Annotated in this window: 11 protein-coding genes and 1 pseudogene; 4 read left to right on the plus strand and 8 right to left on the minus strand. The window is 71.6% G+C overall.

The window, feature by feature from the left end:
- Positions 1 to 6,956, minus strand: a 6,956-nt coding sequence (locus ACFWZ5_RS27405; protein WP_384891365.1) for an SDR family NAD(P)-dependent oxidoreductase, incomplete at its 3' end; no start/stop codon positions are given.
- Between the two features lie 72 nt (positions 6,957 to 7,028).
- Positions 7,029 to 12,044, minus strand: a pseudogene (locus tag ACFWZ5_RS27410) (SDR family NAD(P)-dependent oxidoreductase); the annotation flags it as partial.
- A gap of 303 nt (positions 12,045 to 12,347) precedes the next feature.
- Here ACFWZ5_RS27410 and ACFWZ5_RS27415 point away from each other — a divergent pair.
- Complete coding sequence (locus ACFWZ5_RS27415) at positions 12,348 to 13,112, plus strand: thioesterase II family protein (protein ID WP_384791851.1); 765 nt, start codon at positions 12,348 to 12,350, stop codon at positions 13,110 to 13,112.
- A 44-nt stretch (positions 13,113 to 13,156) separates the two neighbouring features.
- On the opposite strand, the gene ACFWZ5_RS27420 is transcribed toward ACFWZ5_RS27415, so the two are convergent.
- Positions 13,157 to 13,738 carry a TetR/AcrR family transcriptional regulator gene (locus tag ACFWZ5_RS27420; RefSeq protein ID WP_384791854.1) on the minus strand — a complete coding sequence of 194 codons (582 nt, stop codon included), beginning with the start codon at positions 13,736 to 13,738 and terminating at the stop codon, positions 13,157 to 13,159.
- A gap of 248 nt (positions 13,739 to 13,986) precedes the next feature.
- Between ACFWZ5_RS27420 and ACFWZ5_RS27425 the strand changes: the two genes are divergently transcribed.
- The 3 genes from ACFWZ5_RS27425 (at position 13,987) to ACFWZ5_RS27435 (ending at position 16,371) form a co-directional block, all read left to right on the plus strand.
- Positions 13,987 to 15,144, plus strand: a complete 1,158-nt coding sequence (locus ACFWZ5_RS27425; protein ID WP_384791857.1) for an agmatine/peptidylarginine deiminase — start codon at positions 13,987 to 13,989, stop codon at positions 15,142 to 15,144.
- Positions 15,145 to 15,286: 142 nt separating this feature from the next.
- Positions 15,287 to 15,907 carry a TetR/AcrR family transcriptional regulator gene (locus ACFWZ5_RS27430; RefSeq protein ID WP_384791860.1) on the plus strand — a complete coding sequence of 207 codons (621 nt, stop codon included), beginning with the start codon at positions 15,287 to 15,289 and terminating at the stop codon, positions 15,905 to 15,907.
- On the plus strand, positions 15,904 to 16,371 hold the full coding sequence (locus tag ACFWZ5_RS27435) for a DUF6069 family protein (RefSeq protein ID WP_384891360.1): 468 nt from the start codon (positions 15,904 to 15,906) through the stop codon (positions 16,369 to 16,371). Before ACFWZ5_RS27430 ends, ACFWZ5_RS27435 begins: the two co-directional genes overlap by 4 nt.
- Positions 16,372 to 16,480: 109 nt before the next feature.
- Here the strand turns inward: ACFWZ5_RS27435 and ACFWZ5_RS27440 are convergent, their stop codons facing one another.
- From ACFWZ5_RS27440 to ACFWZ5_RS27460, 5 genes are all read right to left on the minus strand, one after another.
- On the minus strand, positions 16,481 to 17,407 hold the full coding sequence (locus ACFWZ5_RS27440) for a hypothetical protein (protein WP_384791866.1): 927 nt from the start codon (positions 17,405 to 17,407) through the stop codon (positions 16,481 to 16,483).
- Between the two features lie 63 nt (positions 17,408 to 17,470).
- Positions 17,471 to 17,956 carry a peptidase inhibitor family I36 protein gene (locus ACFWZ5_RS27445; RefSeq protein WP_384791868.1) on the minus strand — a complete coding sequence of 162 codons (486 nt, stop codon included), beginning with the start codon at positions 17,954 to 17,956 and terminating at the stop codon, positions 17,471 to 17,473.
- 102 nt (positions 17,957 to 18,058) lie between these two features.
- The gene (locus ACFWZ5_RS27450) at positions 18,059 to 19,849 is read right to left on the minus strand and encodes a LuxR C-terminal-related transcriptional regulator (RefSeq protein WP_384791871.1); all 1,791 of its coding nucleotides are present in this window, start codon (positions 19,847 to 19,849) and stop codon (positions 18,059 to 18,061) included.
- A gap of 171 nt (positions 19,850 to 20,020) precedes the next feature.
- Entirely contained in the window at positions 20,021 to 21,064 is a 1,044-nt protein-coding gene (locus ACFWZ5_RS27455) for a hypothetical protein (protein ID WP_384791874.1), read from the minus strand.
- A gap of 339 nt (positions 21,065 to 21,403) precedes the next feature.
- Entirely contained in the window at positions 21,404 to 22,375 is a 972-nt protein-coding gene (locus ACFWZ5_RS27460) for an Lrp/AsnC family transcriptional regulator (protein ID WP_384791877.1), read from the minus strand.
- Positions 22,376 to 22,401: the final 26 nt, after the last annotated feature.

Below are 22,401 nucleotides of genomic sequence, written 5' to 3' on the forward strand. Positions count from 1 at the left end.
ACCGCCGAAGGCCCGTTGACGGCGGCCAGGCCCACCTCGCCGGTGAGCAGCGGAGTGACCTCGTCCTCGGTGGCCTGGATCGCCACCATCGCCCCGCCCGAGGGCAGCGCCTGCATCAGCCGACCCCGCGCCGCAATCAGCCTCGCCGCATCCTCCAGACTCAGCACACCCGCCACATGCGCGGCCGCCAACTCACCAATCGAATGCCCGGCCAGGAAGTCCGGACGGATCCCCCAGCTCTCCACCAGCCGGAACAACGCCACTTCAAGGGCGAACACGGCGGGCTGCGTGAACTCCGTACGGTTCAGCGCCTCCTCATCACCCCACATGACCTCACGCACATCGAGCTGCACACCGAGCTGCGCATCGAGCTGGGCACACACCTCGTCGAACGCCGCCGCGAAGGCCGGGAACGTCTCGTACAACTCCCGCCCCATGCCCAGACGTTGACTGCCCTGACCGGTGAACAGGAACGCCAGCTTGCCCTCGGTCACGGAACCGACCACGGTCTCCGACCCGACAAGCACCGCGCGATGGTCGAGCGCCGCGCGGCCCGTCGCCGCCGAGTACGCCACGTCCAACGCGTCCTGGCCGAGGGACGTGAACCGGTCGATCTGGGCGTCGAGGGCCGTACGCGTCCGGGCCGACACCACCAGCGGAACGACCGGCAACTCCTGGCGCTCCACCGGTGCTTCCGCCACCACCGGGGCTTCCTCGATGATGATGTGGGCGTTGGTGCCGCTGATCCCGAAGGACGACACGGCCGCACGCCGCGGACGCTCCCGCTCCGGCCACTCCTGGGCCTCGGTGAGCAGCCGGACGGCGCCCGCCTCCCAGTCCACCTGCGACGACGGCTCATCCACGTGCAGTGTCTTGGGCAGCATGCCGTGCCGCATCGCCTGCACCATCTTGATGATGCTCGCGACACCGGCGGCGGCCTGCGTGTGACCGATGTTCGACTTGATCGAGCCGAGCCACAGGGGATGACCCCCCGCGCGCTCCTGGCCGTACGTGGCGAGCAGGGCCTGCGCCTCGATGGGGTCGCCCAGGGTGGTGCCGGTGCCGTGGCCCTCCACCACGTCGACCTCGTCGGCCGCGAGGCGCGCGTTGGCCAACGCCTGGCGGATCACCCGCTGTTGGGCGGGACCGTTCGGGGCCGTCAGGCCATTGCTGGCGCCGTCCTGGTTGATCGCCGTACCGCGTACCACCGCGAGCACGGGGTGGCCGTTGCGCCGGGCGTCGGACAGCCGCTCGACAAGCAGCATGCCCACGCCCTCACCCCAGCTGGTGCCGTCCGCGGCGGCCGCGTACGACTTGCACCGGCCGTCGGAGGACAGGCCCCGCTGCTCGCTGAACTCGATGAAGTTCTCCGGGGTCGCCATCACGGCGACGCCGCTGGCGAGGGCGAGCGTGCATTCGCCGGAGCGCAGCGCCTGGGCGGCCCAGTGCAGGGCGACGAGTGAGGAGGAGCAGGCGGTGTCGATGGTGACCGCCGGGCCTTCGAGGCCCAGGGTGTAGGACACGCGGCCGGAAGCGATGGCGCCGGTGCTGCTGTTGTGGCTGTAGTCGTGGTACGTCATCCCGGTGAAGACACCGGTGGCGCTGCCCTTGAGGGTCGTCGGGTCGATCCCGGCGCGCTCCAGCGCCTCCCAGGACGTCTCGAGGAGCAGCCGCTGCTGCGGGTCCATGGCCAGGGCCTCGTTCGGGGCGATCCCGAAGAAGCCGGGGTCGAACTGGGCCGCCTCGTGGAGGAATCCGCCCTGGTTGACGTAGCTGGTCTGCGGTCGGCTGCCGGTGGGGTCGTAGATCCGCTCCGCCTCCCAGCCCCGGTCGACGGGGAATCCCGAGATGACGTCCGCTCCCTCGGCCACCAGGCGCCACAGGTCCTCCGGGGTCGCGGCCCCGCCCGGGTAGCGGCACGCCATGCCGATGATGGCGATCGGGTCGTCGTCGGCCGGGGTCACGACGGGGGTGACGTGGTCCTCGTGCACGGTCCCCGAGATCCCGTCGAGGAGGTGGCGCGCGAGGTCGGCGGGGGTGGGGTAGTCGTACACCAGTGTCGCGGGGAGGTGCAGGCCCGTGGCGCCGCCGAGGCCGTTGCGGAGTTCCATCGCTCCCAGGGAGTCGATCCCGAGGTCGCGGAACGTGCGCTCCGGTCCGACGGCCTCCGGTCCCGCGTGGCCGAGGGTCGTGGCGGTCTGGGCGCGGACCAGGGTCAGGAGCATGTCCAGCCGCTGTCCTTCGGCCAGGCCCTGGAGCCGTCGGCGGATTCCGTCCGCGTCGGTGCGGGTCCGGGCGGCGCCACGGGTGACGACGGGGATCAGGCCGCGCAGCAGCTCCGGTATCGCGCCGCCGGCGCGGACCGCCGCGAGGTTCAGCTTCAGGGGGATCGCGGCGGGCTCAGCCGTCCGTGCCGCGGCGTCGAGGAGCGCGAGGCCGTCGCGGTTGGACAGGGAGAGGATGCCGCTGCGTTCCATGCGCATCCGGTCGGCCTCGTCGAGGCTGCCCGCCATACCGGCGGCCTGGCTCCAAGGGCCCCAGGCCAGGGACTGCGCCGACAGGCCCTGGGCCCGACGGTGCACCGCCAGGGCGTCCAGGAAGGCGTTGGCCGCCGCGTAGTTGCCCTGGCCGCCGACACCGAGGACCCCGGCGGCGGACGAGAACATCACGAAGGCCGTCAGGTCCATGTCGCGCGTCAGCTCATGCAGATGCAGCGCGGCCTGCGCCTTGGGCGCCCACACCTTCGCCAGGCGCTCCGGAGTCAGCGAGGCGATCACCCCGTCGTCCAGTACGCCCGCCGCATGCACGACACCGCTCAGCGACCGCCCTGCCAACAGCCCAGCCAGTGCCTCGCGGTCGGCCACGTCACACGCGGCCACCTCCACCTCGGCACCGAGCCGGGCCAACTCCTCCACCAGCTCGGCCGCACCCGGCGCGTCCATCCCCCGGCGACTGGCGAGCAGCAGCCGCCGTACGCCGTGCTCCGTCACCAGATGCCGCGCGACCAGACCACCCAGCGCACCCGACGCACCCGTCACCAGCACGCTGTCGCCGAACACCGACGACGGCACCGACTCCGCGACCGACTCCGCAGCCGACTCCAGCGCCAACCGCGCGAGCCGCGGCGCGACGCACCGTCCCTCCCGGAGCGCCACCTGCGGCTCCCCGGTGGCCAACATCCGCGCTACAGCCGCCTGTTCGCCGTCGGCGGTGTCGTCGTCCAGGTCGAGCAGGAAGAACCGGCCCGGCTCCTCCGACTGCGCACTGCGCACCAGGCCCCACACCGCCGCACCGGCCAGATCGGTCACGTCCTCACCGTCGACCGACACCGCGCCCCGCGTGACCACGACGAGACGCGCTGGCGCGGACTGCAGCGCTTCGAGTGCCCGGTGCACGGCGGCGCCCGCGTCGGGGCCGTCGACGCGGAGTACGTCGGTGTCCTCGGGCACGGTCTCCGTGGCGGCGGCATCCGTGGACGCGGAGGCGGCGGCGCTCGCGTCGACCGGTGTCCACGTGATGCGGTAGAGCGAGTCGGTCTGCGTCGTTCCCAGCGCGGAGGCGGGGCTCAGGGTCAGGCTCTCGACGGTGGCGACGGGTTCGCCCGTCGCGTCGGCGAGGGCCAGGCTGACGGCGCCGTCGTCTAGGCGGCTGAGGTGGACCCGCAGGGCGCCCGCGCCGGACGCGTGCAGTTCCACGCCCCTCCAGGAGGACGGCAGGAGCGCCGCGTCGCCCTCGTACGCGTCGGACAGCGCGAAGGCGCGGAGCCCCGCGTCGAGCGCGGCCGGGTGCAGGCCGAACGCCGCCGACTCCACGTTCTCGGGGAGGCTGACCTCGGCGAAGACGTCGTCGCCGCGCCGCCAGGCGGCCCGCAGACCCTGGAACGCCGGGCCGTACGCCAGGCCCGCGTCGCCGAGGCGGTCGTAGAAGCCGTCGGTGCCGACCGGCTCGGCGCCGGTCGGGGGCCATTCGACCAGCTCGTTCCCCGTGGTCAGGCCCGCGGTCAGGAGCCCCGTCGCATGCCGCGTCCACGGGGCGTCGATCGCCTGCTCGTCACGGGCGTACACCGCTACGGGGCGGTATCCGGAGGCGTCTTCGGCCTCGACCACGGCCTGCACGGCGACGCCGCCGCGCTCCGGAAGGATCAGCGGCGCCTCGGCCGTCAGCTCCTCGACGCGGCCGCAGCCGACCTCGTCGCCCGCGCGCACCGCCAGTTCGACGAAGCCGGTGCCGGGGAAGACGACGGTGCCGTCCACCGTGTGGTCGGCCAGCCACGGCTGGGAGCCGACGGAGAGCCGTCCGGTGAGGATCAGCCTGTCGGAGTCGGCCACCATGACCGTGGCGCCGAGCAGCGGGTGCCGGGGCGCGCCCAGGCCCATGGACGCCGGATCCGCGTGGGCGGCCTCGTCGATCAGCCAGTAGCGCTTGCGCTGGAACGGGTAGGTCGGCAGGTCCACGCGCTGGGCACCGCGCCCGGCGAGCACCGCCTTCCAGTCCACCGGCACGCCCGCCGCGTACAGCCGTCCCACGCCGCCCAGCAGCGTCGCGGTCTCGGGCCGCTCACGACGGAGCGTGGCCGCCGCGACCGGTCCTTCGACCATCGTGGTCAGTACGCCGTCGGGGCCGATCTCCAGGAACCGGGTCACGCCCTCGTCCTCAAGGCGGCGTACGTCATCGGCGAACCGCACCGCGTCGCGCACATGCCGCACCCAGTACTCGGCAGAGGCCACGTCCTTGGGGAAGCGGATGGCGGGCTGGTGGTAGGTGACGGACTCGGCGACCTTGCGGAAGTCCTCAAGCATCGGGTCCATCAACGGCGAGTGGAACGCGTGCGAGACCTTCAGCCGGTGCGTCTTGCGGTCGCCGAACCGGCCCACGACCGCCATCACGGCGTCCTCGGCACCGGACACCACCACGGAGGTCGGGGTGTTGACCGCGGCGATGCCCACCTCATCGGTGAGGAGCGGAGTGACCTCGTCCTCGGTGGCCTGGATCGCCACCATCGCCCCGCCCGAGGGCAGCGCCTGCATCAACTGCCCACGCGCCACGACGAGCCGCGCCGCATCCTCAAGACTCAGCACGCCCGCCACATGTGCGGCCGCCAGCTCCCCGATCGAATGCCCGGCCACGAAGTCGGGCCTGACGCCCCATGACTCGACCAGCCGGAACAACGCCACTTCGAGCGCGAAGACGGCGGGCTGCGTGAACTCCGTACGGTTCAGCGCCTCCTCGTCGCCCCACATGACCTGGCGCACCTCGCCCATCCCCGGCAGGGCGCACACCTCGTCGAACGCCGCCGCGAAGGCGGGGAACGTCTCGTACAACTCCCGTCCCATGCCCAGGCGTTGACTGCCCTGCCCGGTGAACAGGAACGCCACCTTGCCCTCGGCCACCGCACCGACGACGGTCTCGGAGCCCACCACCACCGCACGATGCTCGAAGGCGGCCCGGCCGGTCGCCGCCGAGAACGCCACGTCCAGGGCGTCCCGCTCGACCGCGGTGAACCGCTCGACCTGAAGCCGCAGGGCCTCGCTGGTCCTGGCCGACACCACGATCGGCACGGCCGGGAGCTCCCGGCGCTCCTCGGGTTCGGCCGCGTCCTCGACCGGCGGGGCGCCTTCCAGGATGACGTGTGCGTTCGTCCCGCTGGCCCCGAACGACGACACGGCGGCGCGGCGCGTGCCGTCGCGCTGCGGCCAGGGGCGGGTCCCGGTGAGCAGCCGGACGTTGCCGGCCGCCCAGTCGACCTGGGGTGTCGGCTCGTCGACGTGCAGCGTCCGCGGCATCACCCCGTGCCGCATCGCCTCGACGACCTTGATGATCCCCGCCACACCGGCCGCGGCCTGGGTGTGGCCGATGTTCGACTTGACCGACCCCAGCCACAGCGGCCGGTCGTCGGGGCGGTCCTGCCCGTAGGTGGCGAGCAGCGCCTGCGCCTCGATGGGGTCGCCGAGCGTGGTGCCGGTGCCGTGTGCCTCGACGACGTCCACATCGGCCGCCGACAGGCTCGCGTTGGCCAGCGCCTGCTGGATCACCCGGCGCTGGGAGGGGCCGTTCGGCGCGGTGAGGCCGTTGCTGGCGCCGTCCTGGTTGACGGCGCTGCCGCGTACGACCGCGAGCACGGGGTGGCCGTTGCGGCGGGCGTCCGAGAGGCGTTCCAGGAGCAGCACGCCCACGCCCTCGCCCCATCCGGTGCCGTCCGCCGCCGCGGCGAACGCCTTGCACCGCCCGTCCACCGACAGGCCCCGCTGCCGGCTGAACTCCACGAACGTGATCGGCGTCGACATGACCGTCGCCCCGCCCGCAAGGGCGAGCGAGCACTCCCTGCCGCGCAGCGCCTTGACCGCCAGGTCAAGCGCGACGAGCGACGACGAGCACGCGGTGTCCACCGTCACCGCCGGTCCTTCGAGACCCATGGTGTAGGCGACGCGGCCGGAGACGAGCGCCCCGGTCACGGTGCTGCTCGGGTAGTCGTGGTAGACGAGCCCGGCGTACACCCCCGTCGTGCTGCCCTTCAGCGACGACGGATCGATGCCGGCCCGCTCCACCGCCTCCCAGGAGGTTTCGAGGAGGAGCCGCTGCTGCGGGTCCATGACCAGGGCCTCGTTCGGGGCGATCCCGAAGAACTCCGGGTCAAAGTCGCCCGCGTCGGCCAGGAAGCTGCCCCGGTTGACGTAGCTGGTGTGCTCGCCCGTGCCGTCCGGGTCGTAAAGCCCGTCCAGGTTCCAGCCGCGGTCGGTGGGGAACTCGCCCACCGTCTCGCGGCCGTCGGCGACCAGGTCCCACAGCCCCTCCGGCGAGACCGCGCCACCGGGGAACCGGCACGCCATTCCCACGATCGCGATCGGCTCCCGCTCCCGGGCCTCCACCTCGCGCAGACGACGCCGGGTCTGCTGCAACTCACCTGTGGCGAGCCGCAGATACTCGCGGAGCCGGTCGTCGTTGGAGTCCTGCGACATCGTCATCAATCCATCCGTGGAAGGGCACAACTGGAGGTCACAACGGGAGGTCAGCACTAAGGCAGGGGTCCGTCAGGACAGGCCCAGTTCCTTGTTCAGCACCTCGAACAGCTCGTCGTCGGAGTCGGGCACCAGGTCGCCGCCCGGCTCCTGCGCCACCCCGCTGCGGGCGTCGACGGCCCGCCGCGACACCGCTTCGAGCCGGGCCGTGACCTTGGCGTGGGCTTCGTCGTCCGACACCAGCTCGGCCAGGGCGGCCTCGATCCGGCTCAGTTCGGACAGCAGCGGCGCGGCCCGGTCGGTCCCGTCGTCCGGCCGCAGCCCGTCGTGCAGGAGCGTGGCGATGGCGCGGCAGGTCGGGTGGTCGAAGGCCAGGGTCGGGGGCAGCGGCAGGCCGGTCTCGGCGATGAGCGCGTTGCGCAGCTCCACGGCGCCCAGCGAGGTGAGGCCGAGCTCGTTCAGGGCGCGCCCCGGCGGCACCGCGTCGGCGCCGCCGTGTCCGAGTACGCGGGCGACGTGGCCGCGGACCAGCTCAAGGAGGAACTCGTCCCGGTCCGCGTCGGTCAGCCCGGCGAGGCGCTCCCACGTGACCCCGCCGGACGGCGCGCGGCGGGCCCCTGCGCGTACCAGGCCGCTGAACACGGCGGGGAGCGTGCCCGCCTCTGCCTGTGAGCGCAGCACGGCCGGGTCGAAGCGGACCGGAAGCGTCATGGCGGGCCGGCCGGGCAGGAGCGCCGCGTCCAGGAGCGCGAGGCCCTCGTCGGGGGACAGCGGCGGCATGCCCGAGCGGCGCAGCCGCTGCAGCTCGGCGTCGTCGATGCGGTCGGCCATGCCCCCGACGTGCACCCAGGGTCCCCAGCCCAGCGTCAGCGCGGGCAGCCCCTGGGCGGCGCGGTGCCGGGCGAGCGCGTCGAGCCAGGCGTTCGCCGCGGCGTAGTTGCCCTGCCCGGCGCCGCCGAGCGTGCCCGCGACGGACGAGTAGATCACGAACGCCGACAGTTCCTGGTCGCGGGTGAGCTCGTGCAGATGCCAGGCGGCGTCCACCTTCGGCCGCATGACGGCGTCGACGCGATCGGGCGTCAGCGCCCCGATCAACGCGTCGTCCAGCACTCCGGCCGAGTGCACGACGCCGGTCAGGGTCCGTCCGGACACCAGCGCGGCGAGCGCGTCCCGGTCGGCGACGTCGCAGGCGGCGACCTCCACCTCGGCGCCCGCGGCGGTCAGCTCCGCCACCAGGTCGGCCGCGCCCGGCGCTTCCATGCCTCGGCGGCTGGTGAGGAGCAGGCTCTTCACGCCGTGCGCGGTGGCCAGGTGACGGGCCGTCAGGGCGCCGAGCCCGTTCATGCCGCCCGTGATCAGGACCGTTCCTTGCGAGTCCCACGCAGAGGCACTGCCAGAGGCACTGCCAGGGGCACGGTCGGGGGTGGGACCAGGGGTGGGACCAGGGGTGGGAGCCGCCACCGCCGGGACGCGGGCCAGCCTCGGTACGCGCAGCGCGCCGTCGCGCACGGCGATCTCGGGCTCGGTCCCGGTCTCGCCGAGCCGCAGCGCCTCCTCGACCAGTTCGGCGTCGGTGCCGGGATCGGTGCCGGCGTCGAGGTCCACCAGGACGAACCGGCCCGGGTACTCCGACTCCGCCGCGCGCACCAGGCCCCACACCGCCGCGTGCCCGAGCTCGCCGCCGTCGACCGCTCCGCGCGTGACGACCACGAGCTTGGCGGCTGCGGACTGCTCGCCGGTCACCCACTGCTGGATGACGGGAAGGACGCGGCCGGTGAGCGCGCGGAAGGCTTCCGGCGTCGCCTCTTCCAGGGGCGGGCACTCGTAGACGACGTGCGTCCCGGTCTCGGAGCCGGCGAGTGAGGCGGGCGCGACGGGTGCCGACGGCTCGACCCATTCGAGGTGGAAGAGCGATTCACGGCCGCCGGTGTGGGCCCGCAGCTCGTCCGTGGAGAGCGCGCGCGTCTCGGCCGACTCCACCGACAGGACGGGACGCCCCTCCTGGTCGACGCGCACCGACGCGCCGCGCCACGCGTGGGCGAGCAGCGGCTCCCCGCCGGGACGAAGGCCCGCGGCCTGCGCGGCGGCGGCGAGCACGGCGGCGTACGACTCGTCGTCGCGCGGCCACGACGCCTCGCCGAACCCGGAGGCCTCGGACTCGTCGGACGGCGCTGAGGCCAGCACGCCCGCGGCGTGCTTCACCCAGGCCGCCTGGTCGTCACGGCGCGCGTGCACGCTGACGGATCCGGCCTCGTCGACCATCACGCGCAGCGTCACGACGTCCGCGGTGTCGGTCATGACGAGCGGCGCGTGCACGTCGAGTTCCTCGACCCGGCCCCGGCCGGTCAGCTCGGCGGCGAACAGGGCCAGCTCCAGGAACGCCTCCCCGGGCACCACGACCGCGCCGAGGGCGTCATGGTCGGCGAGCCAGGCCTGCGCGTCGAGTCCGAGCCGCCCGGTGAACACGGCCCCGCCGTTCTCGGGCAGCTCCACCATCGAGGTCAGCAGCGGATGGTCGACCGCGTCCGCCCCGGCGACGGTGCCCGACTGCTCGATCAGCCAGTACCGCTCGCGCTGGAAGGGATAGGTCGGCACATCGACGCGCCGCGCCCCGCGCCCCGCGAAGACGGCGTTCCAGTCGACCGGCACACCCGCCACGTACAGCCGCCCGACACCGCTGAACAGGCTCTCGACCTCCGGCCGGTCACGGCGCAGGGTGGCCGCCGCGACCGGTCCTTCGACCATCGTGGTCAGCACGCCGTCGGGGCCGATCTCCAGGAACCGCGTCACGCCTTCGTCCTGGAGACGGCGTACGTCATCGGCGAACCGCACCGCGTCGCGCACGTGCCGCACCCAGTACTCGGCGAACGCCATGTCCTTGGCCAGCCGGATCCTCGGCTCATGGAAGCTGACGGACTCGGCGACCTTGCGGAAGTCCTCAAGCATCGGGTCCATCAACGGCGAGTGGAACGCGTGCGAGACGGTGAGACGACGGGTCTTGCGGTCACCGAAGTGCCCGACGACCGCGTTCACCGCGTCCTCCGCGCCGGAGACGACCACGGACGTCGGCCCGTTGACGGCAGCCAGGCCCACCTCGTCGGTGAGCAGCGGGGCGACCTCATCCTCCGTAGCCTGGATCGCCACCATCGCCCCACCCGAGGGCAGCGCCTGCATCAACTGCCCACGCGCCACCACCAGCCGCGCCGCATCCTCCAGACTCAGCACCCCCGCCACATGCGCGGCCGCCAACTCCCCGATCGAATGCCCGGCAAGGAAATCCGGCCTGACACCCCACGACTCCACCAGCCGGAACAACGCCACCTCAAGGGCGAACACAGCAGGCTGCGTGAACTCCGTACGGTTCAGCGCCTCCGCATCACCCCACATGACCTCGCGCACCTCAGCCATCCCCGGCAAGGCACACACCTCGTCGAACGCCCCCGCGAACACCGGGAACGCCTCGTACAACTCCCGCCCCATACCGACCCGCTGGCTGCCCTGCCCGGTGAACAGGAACGCCACCTTGCCCTCGGCCACCGAACCGACGACGGTCTCGGCCCCCACCACCACCGCACGGTGCTCAAGAGCGGCCCGACCGGTCGCCGCCGAGAACGCCACGTCCAGGTCGTCCCGCTCGACCGCGGAGTACTGGCCGACCTGAGCGTCGAGCGCCGCCCGCGTGCTCGCCGACACCACCAGCGGAACGACCGGCAACTCCCGCCGCTCCCCCGGCTCTTCCTCGACCGGCGGGGCCTCTTCAATGATCACGTGGGCGTTGGTGCCGCTGATCCCGAACGAGGAGACCGCGGCGCGGCGCGGGCGGTCCTGCCGCGGCCACTCCCGTGCCTCGGTGAGGAGCCGGACGTCCCCCGCCTCCCAGTCCACCTGCGACGACGGCTCGTCCGCGTGCAGCGTCCGCGGCATCACCCCGTGCCGCATCGACTCGACGACCTTGATGATCCCCGCCACACCGGCCGCCGCCTGGCTGTGACCGATGTTCGACTTGATCGAGCCGAGCCACAGGGGACGGCCTTCCGCGCGCTCCTGGCCGTACGTGGCGAGCAGTGCCTGCGCCTCGATCGGATCGCCGAGGACCGTGCCCGTGCCGTGCGCCTCGACCACGTCCACGTCGGCCGCCGACAACTCCGCGTTCGCCAGCGCCTGTTGGATCACCCGGCGCTGCGAGGGGCCGTTGGGCGCGGTCAGGCCGTTGCTGGCGCCGTCCTGGTTCAGGGCGCTGCCGCGTACGACCGCGAGGACCGGGTGGCCGTTGCGACGGGCGTCGGACAGCCGTTCCAGGAGCAGCATTCCGGCGCCTTCGGAGCAGCCGATGCCGTTCGCCGCCGCGCCGAAGGACTTGCAGCGGCCGTCCGTCGCCATGCCGCGCTGTTCGCTGAAGTAGACGAACATCTCGGGGGTCGACATCACCGTCACCCCGCCCGCGAGCGCGAGCGCGCAGTCCCCCGAGCGCAACGACTGGATCGCCGTGTGCAGGGCGACCAGCGACGAGGAGCAGGCGGTGTCCAGGGTCACCGCGGGGCCTTCGAGGCCCAACGTGTAGGCGACGCGGCCCGAGACGAGGCTGCCGCCGCTGCTGCCCTTCACGTAGTCGTGGTACATGACTCCGGCGAACACGCCGGTCGAGCTGCCCTTCAGCGACGACGGGTCGATCCCGGCGCGTTCGAGGACCTCCCAGGACACCTCCAGCAGCAGGCGCTGCTGCGGGTCGGTCTCCCTGGCCTCACGCGGGCTGATGCCGAAGAACTCCGGGTCGAAGTCACCGGCGTCGTACAGGAATCCACCCTCACGGGCCACGGTCTTCCCGGGCTTGCCGGGCTCGGGGTCGTAGAGGTCCTCGACGGCCCAACCGCGGTCGACCGGGAAGTCCGACACCGCGTCGACGCCCTCGTCGACGAGGCGCCACAGCCCCTCGGGCGAGTCCACGCCGCCCGGATAGCGGCACGCCATCGCGACCACGGCGATCGGCTCCCGCTCGCGCTGTTCGAGCTCGCTGACGCGTCGGCGGGCGGCACGCAAGTCCGTGGTCGCGCGCTTGAGGTAGTCAAGAAGTTTCTCCTGATTGCCCACCAAAGCCACCCCGGGTCGAATGGCGCCGATTCCTTACGACGCGCGCTTGCGGGGAACGCTACGCAGGCCAAAAACGCGCCCCCAACCCCTGATCGCCCCTAACGTGCCCCCGACCCCTCAGCCCGGTCCGCTCCCGGCTTCCCCCTCTTCGTCCCGGTTCCGCGGGCGTCCGTGCCACCGCGGCGTCAGGGGCTGTTCAGGGTTGACGCCCGCCCGTACGCGCGTGATCGTGGAACGCCGGACGCAGGACTGAGGACTGAGGACCGGGGCACACACCGGTCGGACCGAACCAAGGATGGATTGATGGCCGTCACCTCCCCGCGCGACGCTTCGAAGTGGTTTCGCGCCTACCATCCGGCAGACCGTCCGGCCCCCAAGATGTTCTGCTTCCCGTACGCGGGTGGTGCGGCGAGCTACTACTTCCCCGTCTCCCGGGCGCTCTCCGGGAAGATCGAGGTCCACGCCGTCCAGTACCCGGGGCGCCAGGACCGCCACTCGGAGCCGGCCATCGGCGACATCGAGTCGCTGGCCGCGAGCATCTTCCGCGAACTGCCCCTGGACGACCTGGACCAGGCGTGGTTCTTCGGCCACAGCATGGGGGCCGCGGTCGCCTTCGAGGTGGCCCGCCTCGTGGAGCAGGAGCTGAACCGGCCCCTCGCCGGGCTCATCGTCTCCGGCCGGCGCGCGCCGTCCCTGTTCCGTGGCGAGACGGTCCACCTTCAGGACGACACGGCGTTCATGGCCTCCATCGAGGCGCTCGGCGGCACCGTTTCGGAAGTGTTCTCCGACCCCGAGATGCGCCGCATGTTCCTGCCCACGCTGCGCACCGACTACAAGGCCATCGAGACCTACCGGCCGACAAGCACCCAGCGCCTCACGTGTCCGGTCTTCGCCTTCACGGGGGACGCCGACCCGCTGACCACGGTGGAGGAGGCCGACGCCTGGCGCGACCACACCAGCGGCGCGTTCTCCCTCCGCGTCTTCGAGGGCAACCACTTCTATCTGACGCCGCGCGCCGGCGAGGTCATCTCCGAGATCTCCCGGCTTGTCCTGTCCGCCGAGACGTGACACTCGTGTACGTGACGTAGCGCCCACCCACCGGTGGTGTGGCGCTACTTCTCCCGCAGCAGCGCCAGCTCGGCGTCGATGGCCACGCGCATCAGGTCCCGCGCGTGGTCCAGCTGCAGTCCGCCGCTGAGCCAGCGCATGCTGAGCCCTTCGAGCAGCGCGGTGAGCCGCTCGCCTGCCGCGGCCAGAGCGGGCGCCGGGGCCATCGGCTGCACCTGACCGAGGAGGGCGGCCACGTCCTGCGACCACGCCAGGGTCGCCCTGGCGAGGTCCTCCCGCAGCACTTCGTCGAAGACGGCGCTCGCCCGCAGCTCCCCCCAGGCGGAGCTGTTCTCCCTGACCTCTTCCGTGTCCTGCAACTCCAGGAGCAGGATCTCTTCCAGTTCCTCACGGGGCGGCAGCGGCTCGGCGTCGGCGGCACGACCGGTGGTGTAGCGCTCGGCCCGATCGTTGATGAATTCGAGCGTGTGGCGCAGGATCCCGGTGCGGTCCTTGAAGTGGTAGTAGATGAGCCCGGTCGAGACACCCGCCTCGGCGGCGAGCTCTTCGACGCGCAGCCCGCGCACGCCACGACGGGCGATGAGCCGTGCGGCGGCTTCAAGGATCTGGGTAGTACGAGGAGCCATGGTTTCGAACCTTACCGGGACGATCATACTCCTGACTGAATTTTCAGTCAAGGGGTGCCCTCAGGACGCTCCTGCAGAACGTCTGCCATCCCCCGATCAGGAGGGGCAGGCACGGGACCCGTATGCATGGATCCAGCTCGGCCGGAGCGCACCGCCCTCCTCTTTGACTGAATTTTCAGTCCATGACAGAGTCGGGTCAGTGCGCGGGCCCCTCCGCATCGCACCCGTCACGATGATCGGAGTTCACCGTGTCCCTGCTCCTCCCCTCCCGCCGCTCGGCCCTGCGCGCGCTCGCCGGCATCGGTGCCGTCGTCCTCGGGACCTCGGCGTGCGGCCCCGGTGACGAGCTGGCCGGAGCCGCAAGCACCGCAGGCGACGAGGACACGGCGGCCAAGGGGCTGCGCATGGGTGCCGAGTGGGAGAGCCACGCGCGCACCTTCATGTCGTGGCCCGCGCTGGAGTCGGTGTGGGGGGAGGACCTCCCCTACGTGCGCAAGGACATCGCGCGCGTCGCCCGCGCCGTCGCGGAGTACGAGTACGTCGTCATGATGGCGAGGCCCGAGCAGCAGGCGGCCGCGCAGAAGGCGTGCGGGCGGGACGTCGAGGTCATCCCTCTGATGGTCGACGACCTGTGGGCCCGTGACACCGTGCCGGTCTTCGTGGAGCAGGACGGGGACGTCGTCGGCGTCGACTTCAACTTCAACGGGTGGGGCAACAAGCAGGAGCACACCAACGACGCCCGGGTGGGCCGCACGCTCCTGTCGAAGTACAACATCCCGCGCAGGAAGGCGCCCCTGGTCGCCGAGGGCGGCTCCTTCGAGACCGACGGCGAGGGCACCCTGCTCATCACCGAGAGCTCGATCGTCAACGACAACCGCAACCGCGGAAAGAGCCGCGATCAGATCGAGGCCGAGCTCAAGCGGACCCTGGGCGTCGAGAAGGTGATCTGGCTGGCCGGCGTGCGCGGCGAGGACATCACCGACGCGCACGTGGACAGCCTCGTGCGCTTCACCGAGCCCGGCGTCGTGCTCCTGGACCGAGCCTTCCCCGGCATGCCGGCCGACTCCTGGTCGCGCTCGGCCGACCAGGCGAAGGCCGTGCTCAGCAAGGCGAAGGACGCCAGGGGCCGGTCCTTCGAGATCGTCGACCTGCCGCAGCCGGACCCGGACAGGATCACCGGCGAGGGCGACGACTTCGTGTCGACGTACGCCAACTTCTACGTCGCCAACGACTCCGTGTTCATGCCCGAGTTCGGGGACCGGAAGGCCGACAGCCGGGCCCGGAGCATCCTGCGGGAGCACTTCCCGAAGCGCGACATCGTGCCGGTCCGGATCGACACCATCGCCTCCGGCGGGGGCGGCATCCACTGCTCCACGCACGACGAGCCCGGCAAGCCGGTCGACTGAGCCCGGCCCGCCTCTTCAGAACTCCAGCCGTGGTCGCGGGTGTTGACGGGCTGCCGTCGACAAGGGCCAATTGTGGTCAGAGCGTGCGGAGTGAGTCCTCACTCATTGACGGAGTGAGCACTCACTCCGTACTCTCGCGCCCATGACAGGCTCCAAGGAGAACCCGACTACCCGGCGCCGCGCCCCCGGCATGCTGCCGGAGCAGCGGCGCGCGATGATCATTCAGACGGCGATACCACTGATTACCGAGTACGGAGCCGCGGTGACCACCGCGAAGGTCGCCCGCGCCGCCGGCATCGGCGAGGGCACGATCTTCCGCGTCTTCGCCGACAAGGAAGAGCTGCTGCAAGCCTGCCTGGCGGAGGCGCTCTCCCCCGAGCACGCGATCCGCGAACTCGGCGCGATCGAGCTGTCCCAGCCGCTGTCCGACCGCCTCACGGAGGCGGCCCAGGCACTGCAGGCGAACCTGACCCGCATGGGCGCGATCGCGGGCTCGCTGCACGCCTCCGGGCACCGCAGCGGCAAGCACCCCGGCACGGTGCGCGGCGCGGGGCGCGACGAGACGACGACGCGCATCCGCGCGGCCATCGCGGAGCTCCTTGAACCCGACAGGGCCGCGCTGCGCCTGCCGCCGGAGCAGATCGCCGCGCTCTTCTTCGGGCTGCTGTTCACCCAGCCACACATGGAGGACGAACCGGAATTCACCACGCAGGAGTTGGTGGAGGTCTTTCTGCACGGCGCACTCACGGGAGGCACCAAGTGAAGTGGAACAAAGGGCGTTTGAAGGTCTTGGGCCTCTCGATCCTGGGACCTGTCCTGGTGTGGCTGATCGCGGACCCGGTGCTGGGGCACGGGCTGCAGACCAAGAGCGGCGGCAAGACGCTCGACATCGACGCGGCGGCGGTGGTGGTGCTCGCGCTGCTGGCGTCCCTCGCCGCCTGGGGGTTACTTGCCGCTCTTGAGAGGTTCGGGGTGCGGCGGGCCCGCACCGTCTGGACCTGGGTGTCCGTCGGCGTACTGGCCGTGTCTTTCCTGCCGTTGCTCACCGGCGACACGGACGGCGGCAGCCTGGCCGCGCTCGCACTGATGCACCTGGTGGTGGCGGCGGTGCTGATCCCGGGCCTGCGGATGACGGAGCCCGCCACCGCGGCGACGCCGTCGTCGAGTGCGCCGCGAGCAGGATCGGACGGAGGCGGCTCCGCCAGGGCCGAGCACGGCCGGGGCTGAGCGGGCGCGGAGACAGGTGCGGCCACCGGTGATCATCGGCGTGTGAAGACCGAGGATCAGCCGGTGGCCCCGTGGAGTTGGCCCGCCTGACGAACAGCGCGGGAAGTCGTCACCTCGGATTCGCCCTGCCCATGACGCGCGCGGCTGCGGCGAGCTGGGCTTGGTTGTTCCGCCTCAGCTTCTCCAGCGTGCTCCGATTCTCCGCGACGAGGTCTTTCTGGTAGCGCGATTCCACCGCGAACCACACACCGACCAGATTGGTCTTCTTCTTGCAGGTGATATCGGCGTGCGCCGTCTCGATCTGCTGTGCGGTGACCCGCTCGGTGAAGCGAGGGTCTCCCGGCGGGTCGAGTGGTGTGGCGTAGTCGTAACCTCTCGCTTTCATGCACCGCGCCCACCGGGTGAACACCACGCGTACCCGGGAGTCCTGTTGTGAACGTTCGAAGGTTTCCGCGGAGAGGTTCTGCGCTGTCGACGCCTCTCTGTCGGAGAGCGCCGGAGCGCCGGACGACAATCCGCGTGCCGCCTCCCCCGCGCAGCCGTTCTCGGGGATCCGCTTTCCCTTCCATGACCGCTGTCCCTTTCCCAGCAGTACGGAAACTTCCGCGGGGTCATCACTCGTGGGAGCTGGTTTCGAGGTCGGCGCTCTTCCGTGCGGTGGCGGCTTCGGCTGATAGCCGTACTTCGCGGCTGCCGCCACGTCGGTCATCCCATAGCGCCGCTCGTTGCCGTCCGGTGGTTCGGGCTGCGGCGGCGGGTCCGGCATGCGGAATGCGAAGCCGAAGCGGTGCATGCACCGGGCGACCAGTGTGCTCTGCGCCGCGGCGAGCCGGTCGAGCTCGTCCGAGGACAGCTGGTACGTGTCGAGGGGGAGCTTCAGGGAGGCGGCCGCCAGTGCGGTCGGCGTCGACTTCACCTCAGGCTCGGCCCCGGCGCCGGAGGCGGTTCCGGCATCGGAACCGCTGCTGCAGCCGGTTGCCGCCGACAGGGCGATCAGGAGCAGTGCCGCGGCGGCTCGCTTCGCGGTGAGCTGCATGGGGTCTCCGTTCGGTGGAACCGGTTCCCCGCCCGGCGCACCGGGCGGGGAACCGGAGTGGCGTCAGCGGAGCAGGCCCGAAGTCGGGGCCCGGCCCCCCACACCCCGTGAGAAGTAGTGCGATTCGAGGTTGGCGTAGTACGGCTGCGCGAACGCCCCGAACTTTCCGGGAGCCGCGTATCCGCGAGTCCCCGCGAAGTTGGGTTCGGTGAATGCCTGGACGTACATCAAGAAGTTCTTGTTGTAGCCGGATCGCGCGTTGTTGGCCACGGTCTGGCCCTTGCCGAGACCGTTGGTGAGGAACTTCTCGTTGCTGTAGTTGGTGTCCGCACCACTGTAGTCGTACAGCGACCCGTTGAGGTTTGCTTCGAAGTACACACACCATTCATTGAATTGGCACACGCCGTCGCCGCCCGCCGCGTCGGCCGGAGCGGAAAGGCCGATGACGGCTGCGGCGGAGGCGACGGCGGTCGCCGCCGCGGCCTTCAGTGATGTGGCGATCCTCATTCCATTTCCCTCTCTCCCGGATTTCTTCTGCTGGTCGTTCACGGGCCTTTTACAGGGCCCTTGGACGCGCCGTTCCTCGGGAAAATTCGGAAGACTCAGGGAAGGCTATGACGACGAGTTCGTGATGTCTTGAGTAGTCAATACTCAAGTCCGTCCCGAATGTTGGCCGATGAGCGCCGTGAGTGCGGCGCGGCCGGAGATGCCGAGCCTGGCGTACACGCGGCCCAGGTGGTTGTCGACGGTCCGCACCGACAGCGAAAGGCGCTCGGCTATGGCCTTGCTGGGCAGCCCGGAGGCCGCGAGGAGTGCGATCTCGTGTTCCCGCCGGGAGAGAGCGGACACGCCCAGGCCCCGCTGCGCTGTCAGCAGGGGCGTGCTGGCGCCTTCGCACCGGTCGAGCAGCACGGCCATACGGGTCCGCGCCGCCACCGCCGCCGCCCGGTTTCCCGCCGTCAGGTGGGCGCGTACGGCCGCGGCCGCCGTCTCGGCGGCGTGCAGCGCGAGGCCGCGGTCGTCGAGTGCGGCGGCCGTCGCGTCAAGGGCGGAGCCGTCCAGGGCGACCAGCGCGTCCGCCGCCTTGGTGAGGGCCGGGACCAGCGGTCCGTGAACGGCCTCGACGAGGCCGGCGAGCTGGGGCCTGACGGAGGAGGGCGCGCCCAGACGGGCGACGTCGTAGAGCGCGATGGCCTCGGCGGCGTACTGCTTGGTGTCGCCGGCCAGATCGGCCGCCCACCGGGCCTGCCGGGCGGCGCGCTCCAGGTTCCCCCCGGCCGCGATGACCCATGCGCGGTCGAGCTCGATCCACGGGTCCAACAGCCGCCGGACCTCCCCCTGCCGGCCGTCCGTGCGCAGGGCGTCGGCGCGCCGCATCCACCGCCCCGCCCCGGCGGCGTCACCGGCGAGGGCCGCGGCTCCGCCCAGATCGGCGAACAGCCAGCGGGCGAGCTGGTCGGCACCGCGCCCATGCAGCGCGGCCACGGCTTCCCGCAGCACCACCTGGGCGGTGGCCACCTGCCCCTGGGTCTTGGCGATCGTGCCCCGGCATCCGGCCCAGCCGATGGCCACCTCCCTGATGCCCTGGTCGACGGCGCCGCTGTAGCCCGCTTCCGCGAGTCTCCTCGCCTCGTGTAATCGTCCGGCGAAGACCAGGCCGAGGCAGTGCGTCCAGCCGAGCACGGCCTCCTCCCACAGCGTCGGGGCGGATTGTCCGGAGCCCGCCGTGCGGTCGGCGGCCCGGTCCCACAGCCACACTCCCTCCCGGCAGACCAGCGCACCGTCTTCGTACGCCTCGACCAGGAGGTCCCTCAGCACCCGGGGCCTGCCCGCCGCCGCCCGGACGATCGCCAGCCGGGTCACCCCTTCCACCTGGTGCCCCAGGGAACGCGTGAGAAGGTCGTCCATCGCTCCCGGTGTCAGCGGCCGGACGAGGATCCGGCGGACCAGTGCGTCCTTCCAGAGCGCGGTCACCGCGTCCGGCGCGGTCGCTCCCGCGCGTACCGTCGCCACCACGGATACGAGGCCGCGCAAGGCGAGTTGGTGGAGCACCCACGCCGACTGCTCGTCCAGCAGATGGGCGTCGTCGACGCCCACTACGAGCGGCGGCCGGTGCCGTGCGGCGCGCCGCACCGCGTGGTGCAGCACGGCCATCGGATCAGTGCCAGGCGGCTCCTCGCCCGCGACCAGCGGCAGCAGGGCGCCGAACGGGATGGCCGCGCACGCGCGCGTGGCGGCCAGCCAGGCGGTGCCCCGGCCCGCCCGTCGGGCCAGCGTCAAGGCCGCTCGCGCGAGGCGGGTCCTGCCCACCCCGGCCTCGCCCGCCAGTACCACCCCGCCGCCGGCGTTGCCACTTGAACCGGCTGCTGTGCTCGTGCCGATCGCCGCCCCGATCGCGACCAGCTCCCGTGCCCGGCCGGCCAACGGCCAGTCGGACGTCATGGGACAGTTCCCCGTCATTGCTTCCCCCCAAGCGCGCCACGAAGGCGCCCCCTCACAGACAACACGTAGCCATTAGGCATTCGGACCGCGAGGGGGGACCGGATTGGATCGGGAAGGCGAACTGGTGGATCCGGTGGATCCGGCAGTTGCTCGCGCGAGCGGCAGGGGCGATCAGGAGAGGTGCCGGACGAACACGTCCGACGTGCCGTTGGTGTCACCGGGCACGATGTCGTCGGCCGTGGACTGGAAGACCACGTCGCGCCCACCGGCGCTGACCGCGTCGATCCCGGCCGAGGCCGGCCGGTTCGAGACGACCTCGTCGGTGCCCGTTCGCAGGTCGCGCAGCACGAGCGACGGTCCGGTCGGGTCGTTCGGGACGTACAGCAGATGGTTGCCGGTGGGATCGATGGCCAGGCCCTTGACGTCCGGCACCAGTTGGGCGGCGCCCGAGCTCACGTCGTGGACGTAGGTGTCGGAGCCCGAGCGGTAGACGACCTTGCCGCCGTCCTTGCTGATCTGGACGAGGGTCGCCTCCTTGGCCGGGCCCTCGATCGGGTCGGAGGTGGCCCCGTAGTCCCGGTCCCACACGAAGACGTCCCCGGCCTTGCCGTCCTGGTAGGCGACGAAGCGGCCGTCACCGCTGATGGACGGCCGGGACGGGGCGGTGTGGTCGAACCAGGCGAGTTCCTGCTTGGTGTTGGCGTGCCAGTCCCATACGTCGATGCGCTGGCTGGACGACGGTCGACCGACGGTGGCCACGTTGGCGACGTAACGGCCGTCACCGCTCAGCGACGGCTGACTGCAGTTGAGGGCATCGCAGTTGAGGCCGATCGAACTGCCCGCGGTCCACTGAGCCAGCTTGACCTTGGTGTCCCTGAACAACAGCACCCCATAGGCGGCGTACTCCCCGTCACCGCTGATCACCGGTGAGGCGATCGGGTAGCTGCCCACGTGCTTGAGCTGCCCCGACCCCTGATCGCGCAGATACACCCTCTCGTCTCCCGCGCTGTTGCCGGGCGTGAGGTTCTTCGCCGACGACGAGAAGACGACGCGGCTGCCGTCGGTCGTGATCGCGCCACCGGTGGAACTGCCGTCGGCCTGAGCGCCGTCGGCCGTGACGCTGACCCTCTCCACACCGGCTCCCCCGTCGCGCGCGACGCCCGCGGGCTCGGCCGACGCGGATCCGGGCAGCACCGCGGTGATCGCACACACCACGACCGCCGCACCTAATGCACCCCGCACGCGTCTGGCGGTGCCCCGGTTCGTGTTTCCCCTCATTCTTCCCCCCAGTCAGGAAAAGGCTTCACCTCCGGCTCCCCGCCGGAAGGCCCCCAGCATGCAACCGCGGCTGCGCTGAGGGGTCAATGCGTCACGTGACATGTGAGAGGCGTCGTTCCCGCTCAGTTGGCCGGGGGAGGGGACGGGCTTCCTGTCGGCATCCAGGTGATCGCTCCTTACCTGCACGACCGCGCCGCGGTCCAGTTCGTGCGGTGCCTTTTGAGGGTGATCGGCGGGTTCCGCCGTCCGCCGGGATGCTGAGTGCCGCGCCGCTGGTCACCGACCGGGGCGGGCCACTGCGCCGTCGCGCTTGAGCGTGCGGATGATCGGCGCGGTCTCGACCGTGTCGACGCCCTGGAGCGTACCGATGCGGTCGGAGAGGTACACGTAGAGGGACTCGTCGTCGGAGCAGAGGACATGGGCCAGGAGGTTGGTCCGCCCCGTAGTGGCGGCGGCGTAGGCCACTTCGGGGTGGCCCGCCAGCGCGGCGCCGACGGCAGCGAGCCGCGAGGGCTGCACCGACATCCAGATGGCGGTGCCGGACGGGTCACCCAGCAGGCGCTCGTCCACGTCCAGGACGAAGAAGAGTGCTCCGGCCGTGCGCAGGTGTGCGATGCGGCGGCGCACCGTCGACTCGTGACAGCGGGCCTCGATGGCCAACGCGGCGTGCGACGCACGGCCGTCGCGCTTCAGCGCGGCGAGCAGGACGTGGTCGAGATCCGTGAGCTGCACCGGCGCCGCCTGGGCGTGAGGGGTCGGGTACGAGGGCGCGAGGGCATCCATCTGTTCCCGGCTCAACGCGGCAGTGAGACCGTCCCAGGTGGTCGGGCCGCCCTTGAAGAGCCGCAGCATGCGGTGGGCGGTGATCGAGGTGACCCGGCGGCTCGAAGGGAGCCTGTCCATCAGCAGCGCGTCCCGGTCGCTGTCACTGTGCACGGCGAGCTGGCAGATGATCTCCGTTCCGCCGGAGGCGAGTTTGACCCATCGCGTGTCCTCGCGCTCGGCCAGCGCCTGGGCCAGACCGAGCGAGGCGCTGGGAACGCACTGCAGCCGCAGCGCCCACACGGTCTGCCCGACGGGCCGGGGATTGAGCCGGCCGACGACCCGGAGCCCGGCCGACTCGCGCAGCCGGGCGTAGCGGCGGGCGGCCAGCTGATCGGAGACGCCCAGCACTGAGGCAATCCGGCGCAAGGGTGCGCGGCCATCAATCTGTAGTGCATGAATGAGCTGGAGATCGATGGATTCCATGCATCCCGACTCTATCTCGCGCAGTA

Source organism: Streptomyces sp. NPDC059003, assembly GCF_042740445.1.
Lineage (GTDB): Bacteria > Actinomycetota > Actinomycetes > Streptomycetales > Streptomycetaceae > Streptomyces.

Coding starts and splice junctions, on each gene's coding strand:
- ACFWZ5_RS27415 (WP_384791851.1), top strand. CDS start 12,348: ATGGCCGTCACCTCCCCGCGCGACGCTTCGAAGTGGTTTCGCGCCTAC.
- ACFWZ5_RS27420 (WP_384791854.1), bottom strand. CDS start 13,738: ATGGCTCCTCGTACTACCCAGATCCTTGAAGCCGCCGCACGGCTCATC.
- ACFWZ5_RS27430 (WP_384791860.1), top strand. CDS start 15,287: ATGACAGGCTCCAAGGAGAACCCGACTACCCGGCGCCGCGCCCCCGGC.
- ACFWZ5_RS27440 (WP_384791866.1), bottom strand. CDS start 17,407: ATGCAGCTCACCGCGAAGCGAGCCGCCGCGGCACTGCTCCTGATCGCC.
- ACFWZ5_RS27450 (WP_384791871.1), bottom strand. CDS start 19,849: ATGACGTCCGACTGGCCGTTGGCCGGCCGGGCACGGGAGCTGGTCGCG.
- ACFWZ5_RS27460 (WP_384791877.1), bottom strand. CDS start 22,375: ATGGAATCCATCGATCTCCAGCTCATTCATGCACTACAGATTGATGGC.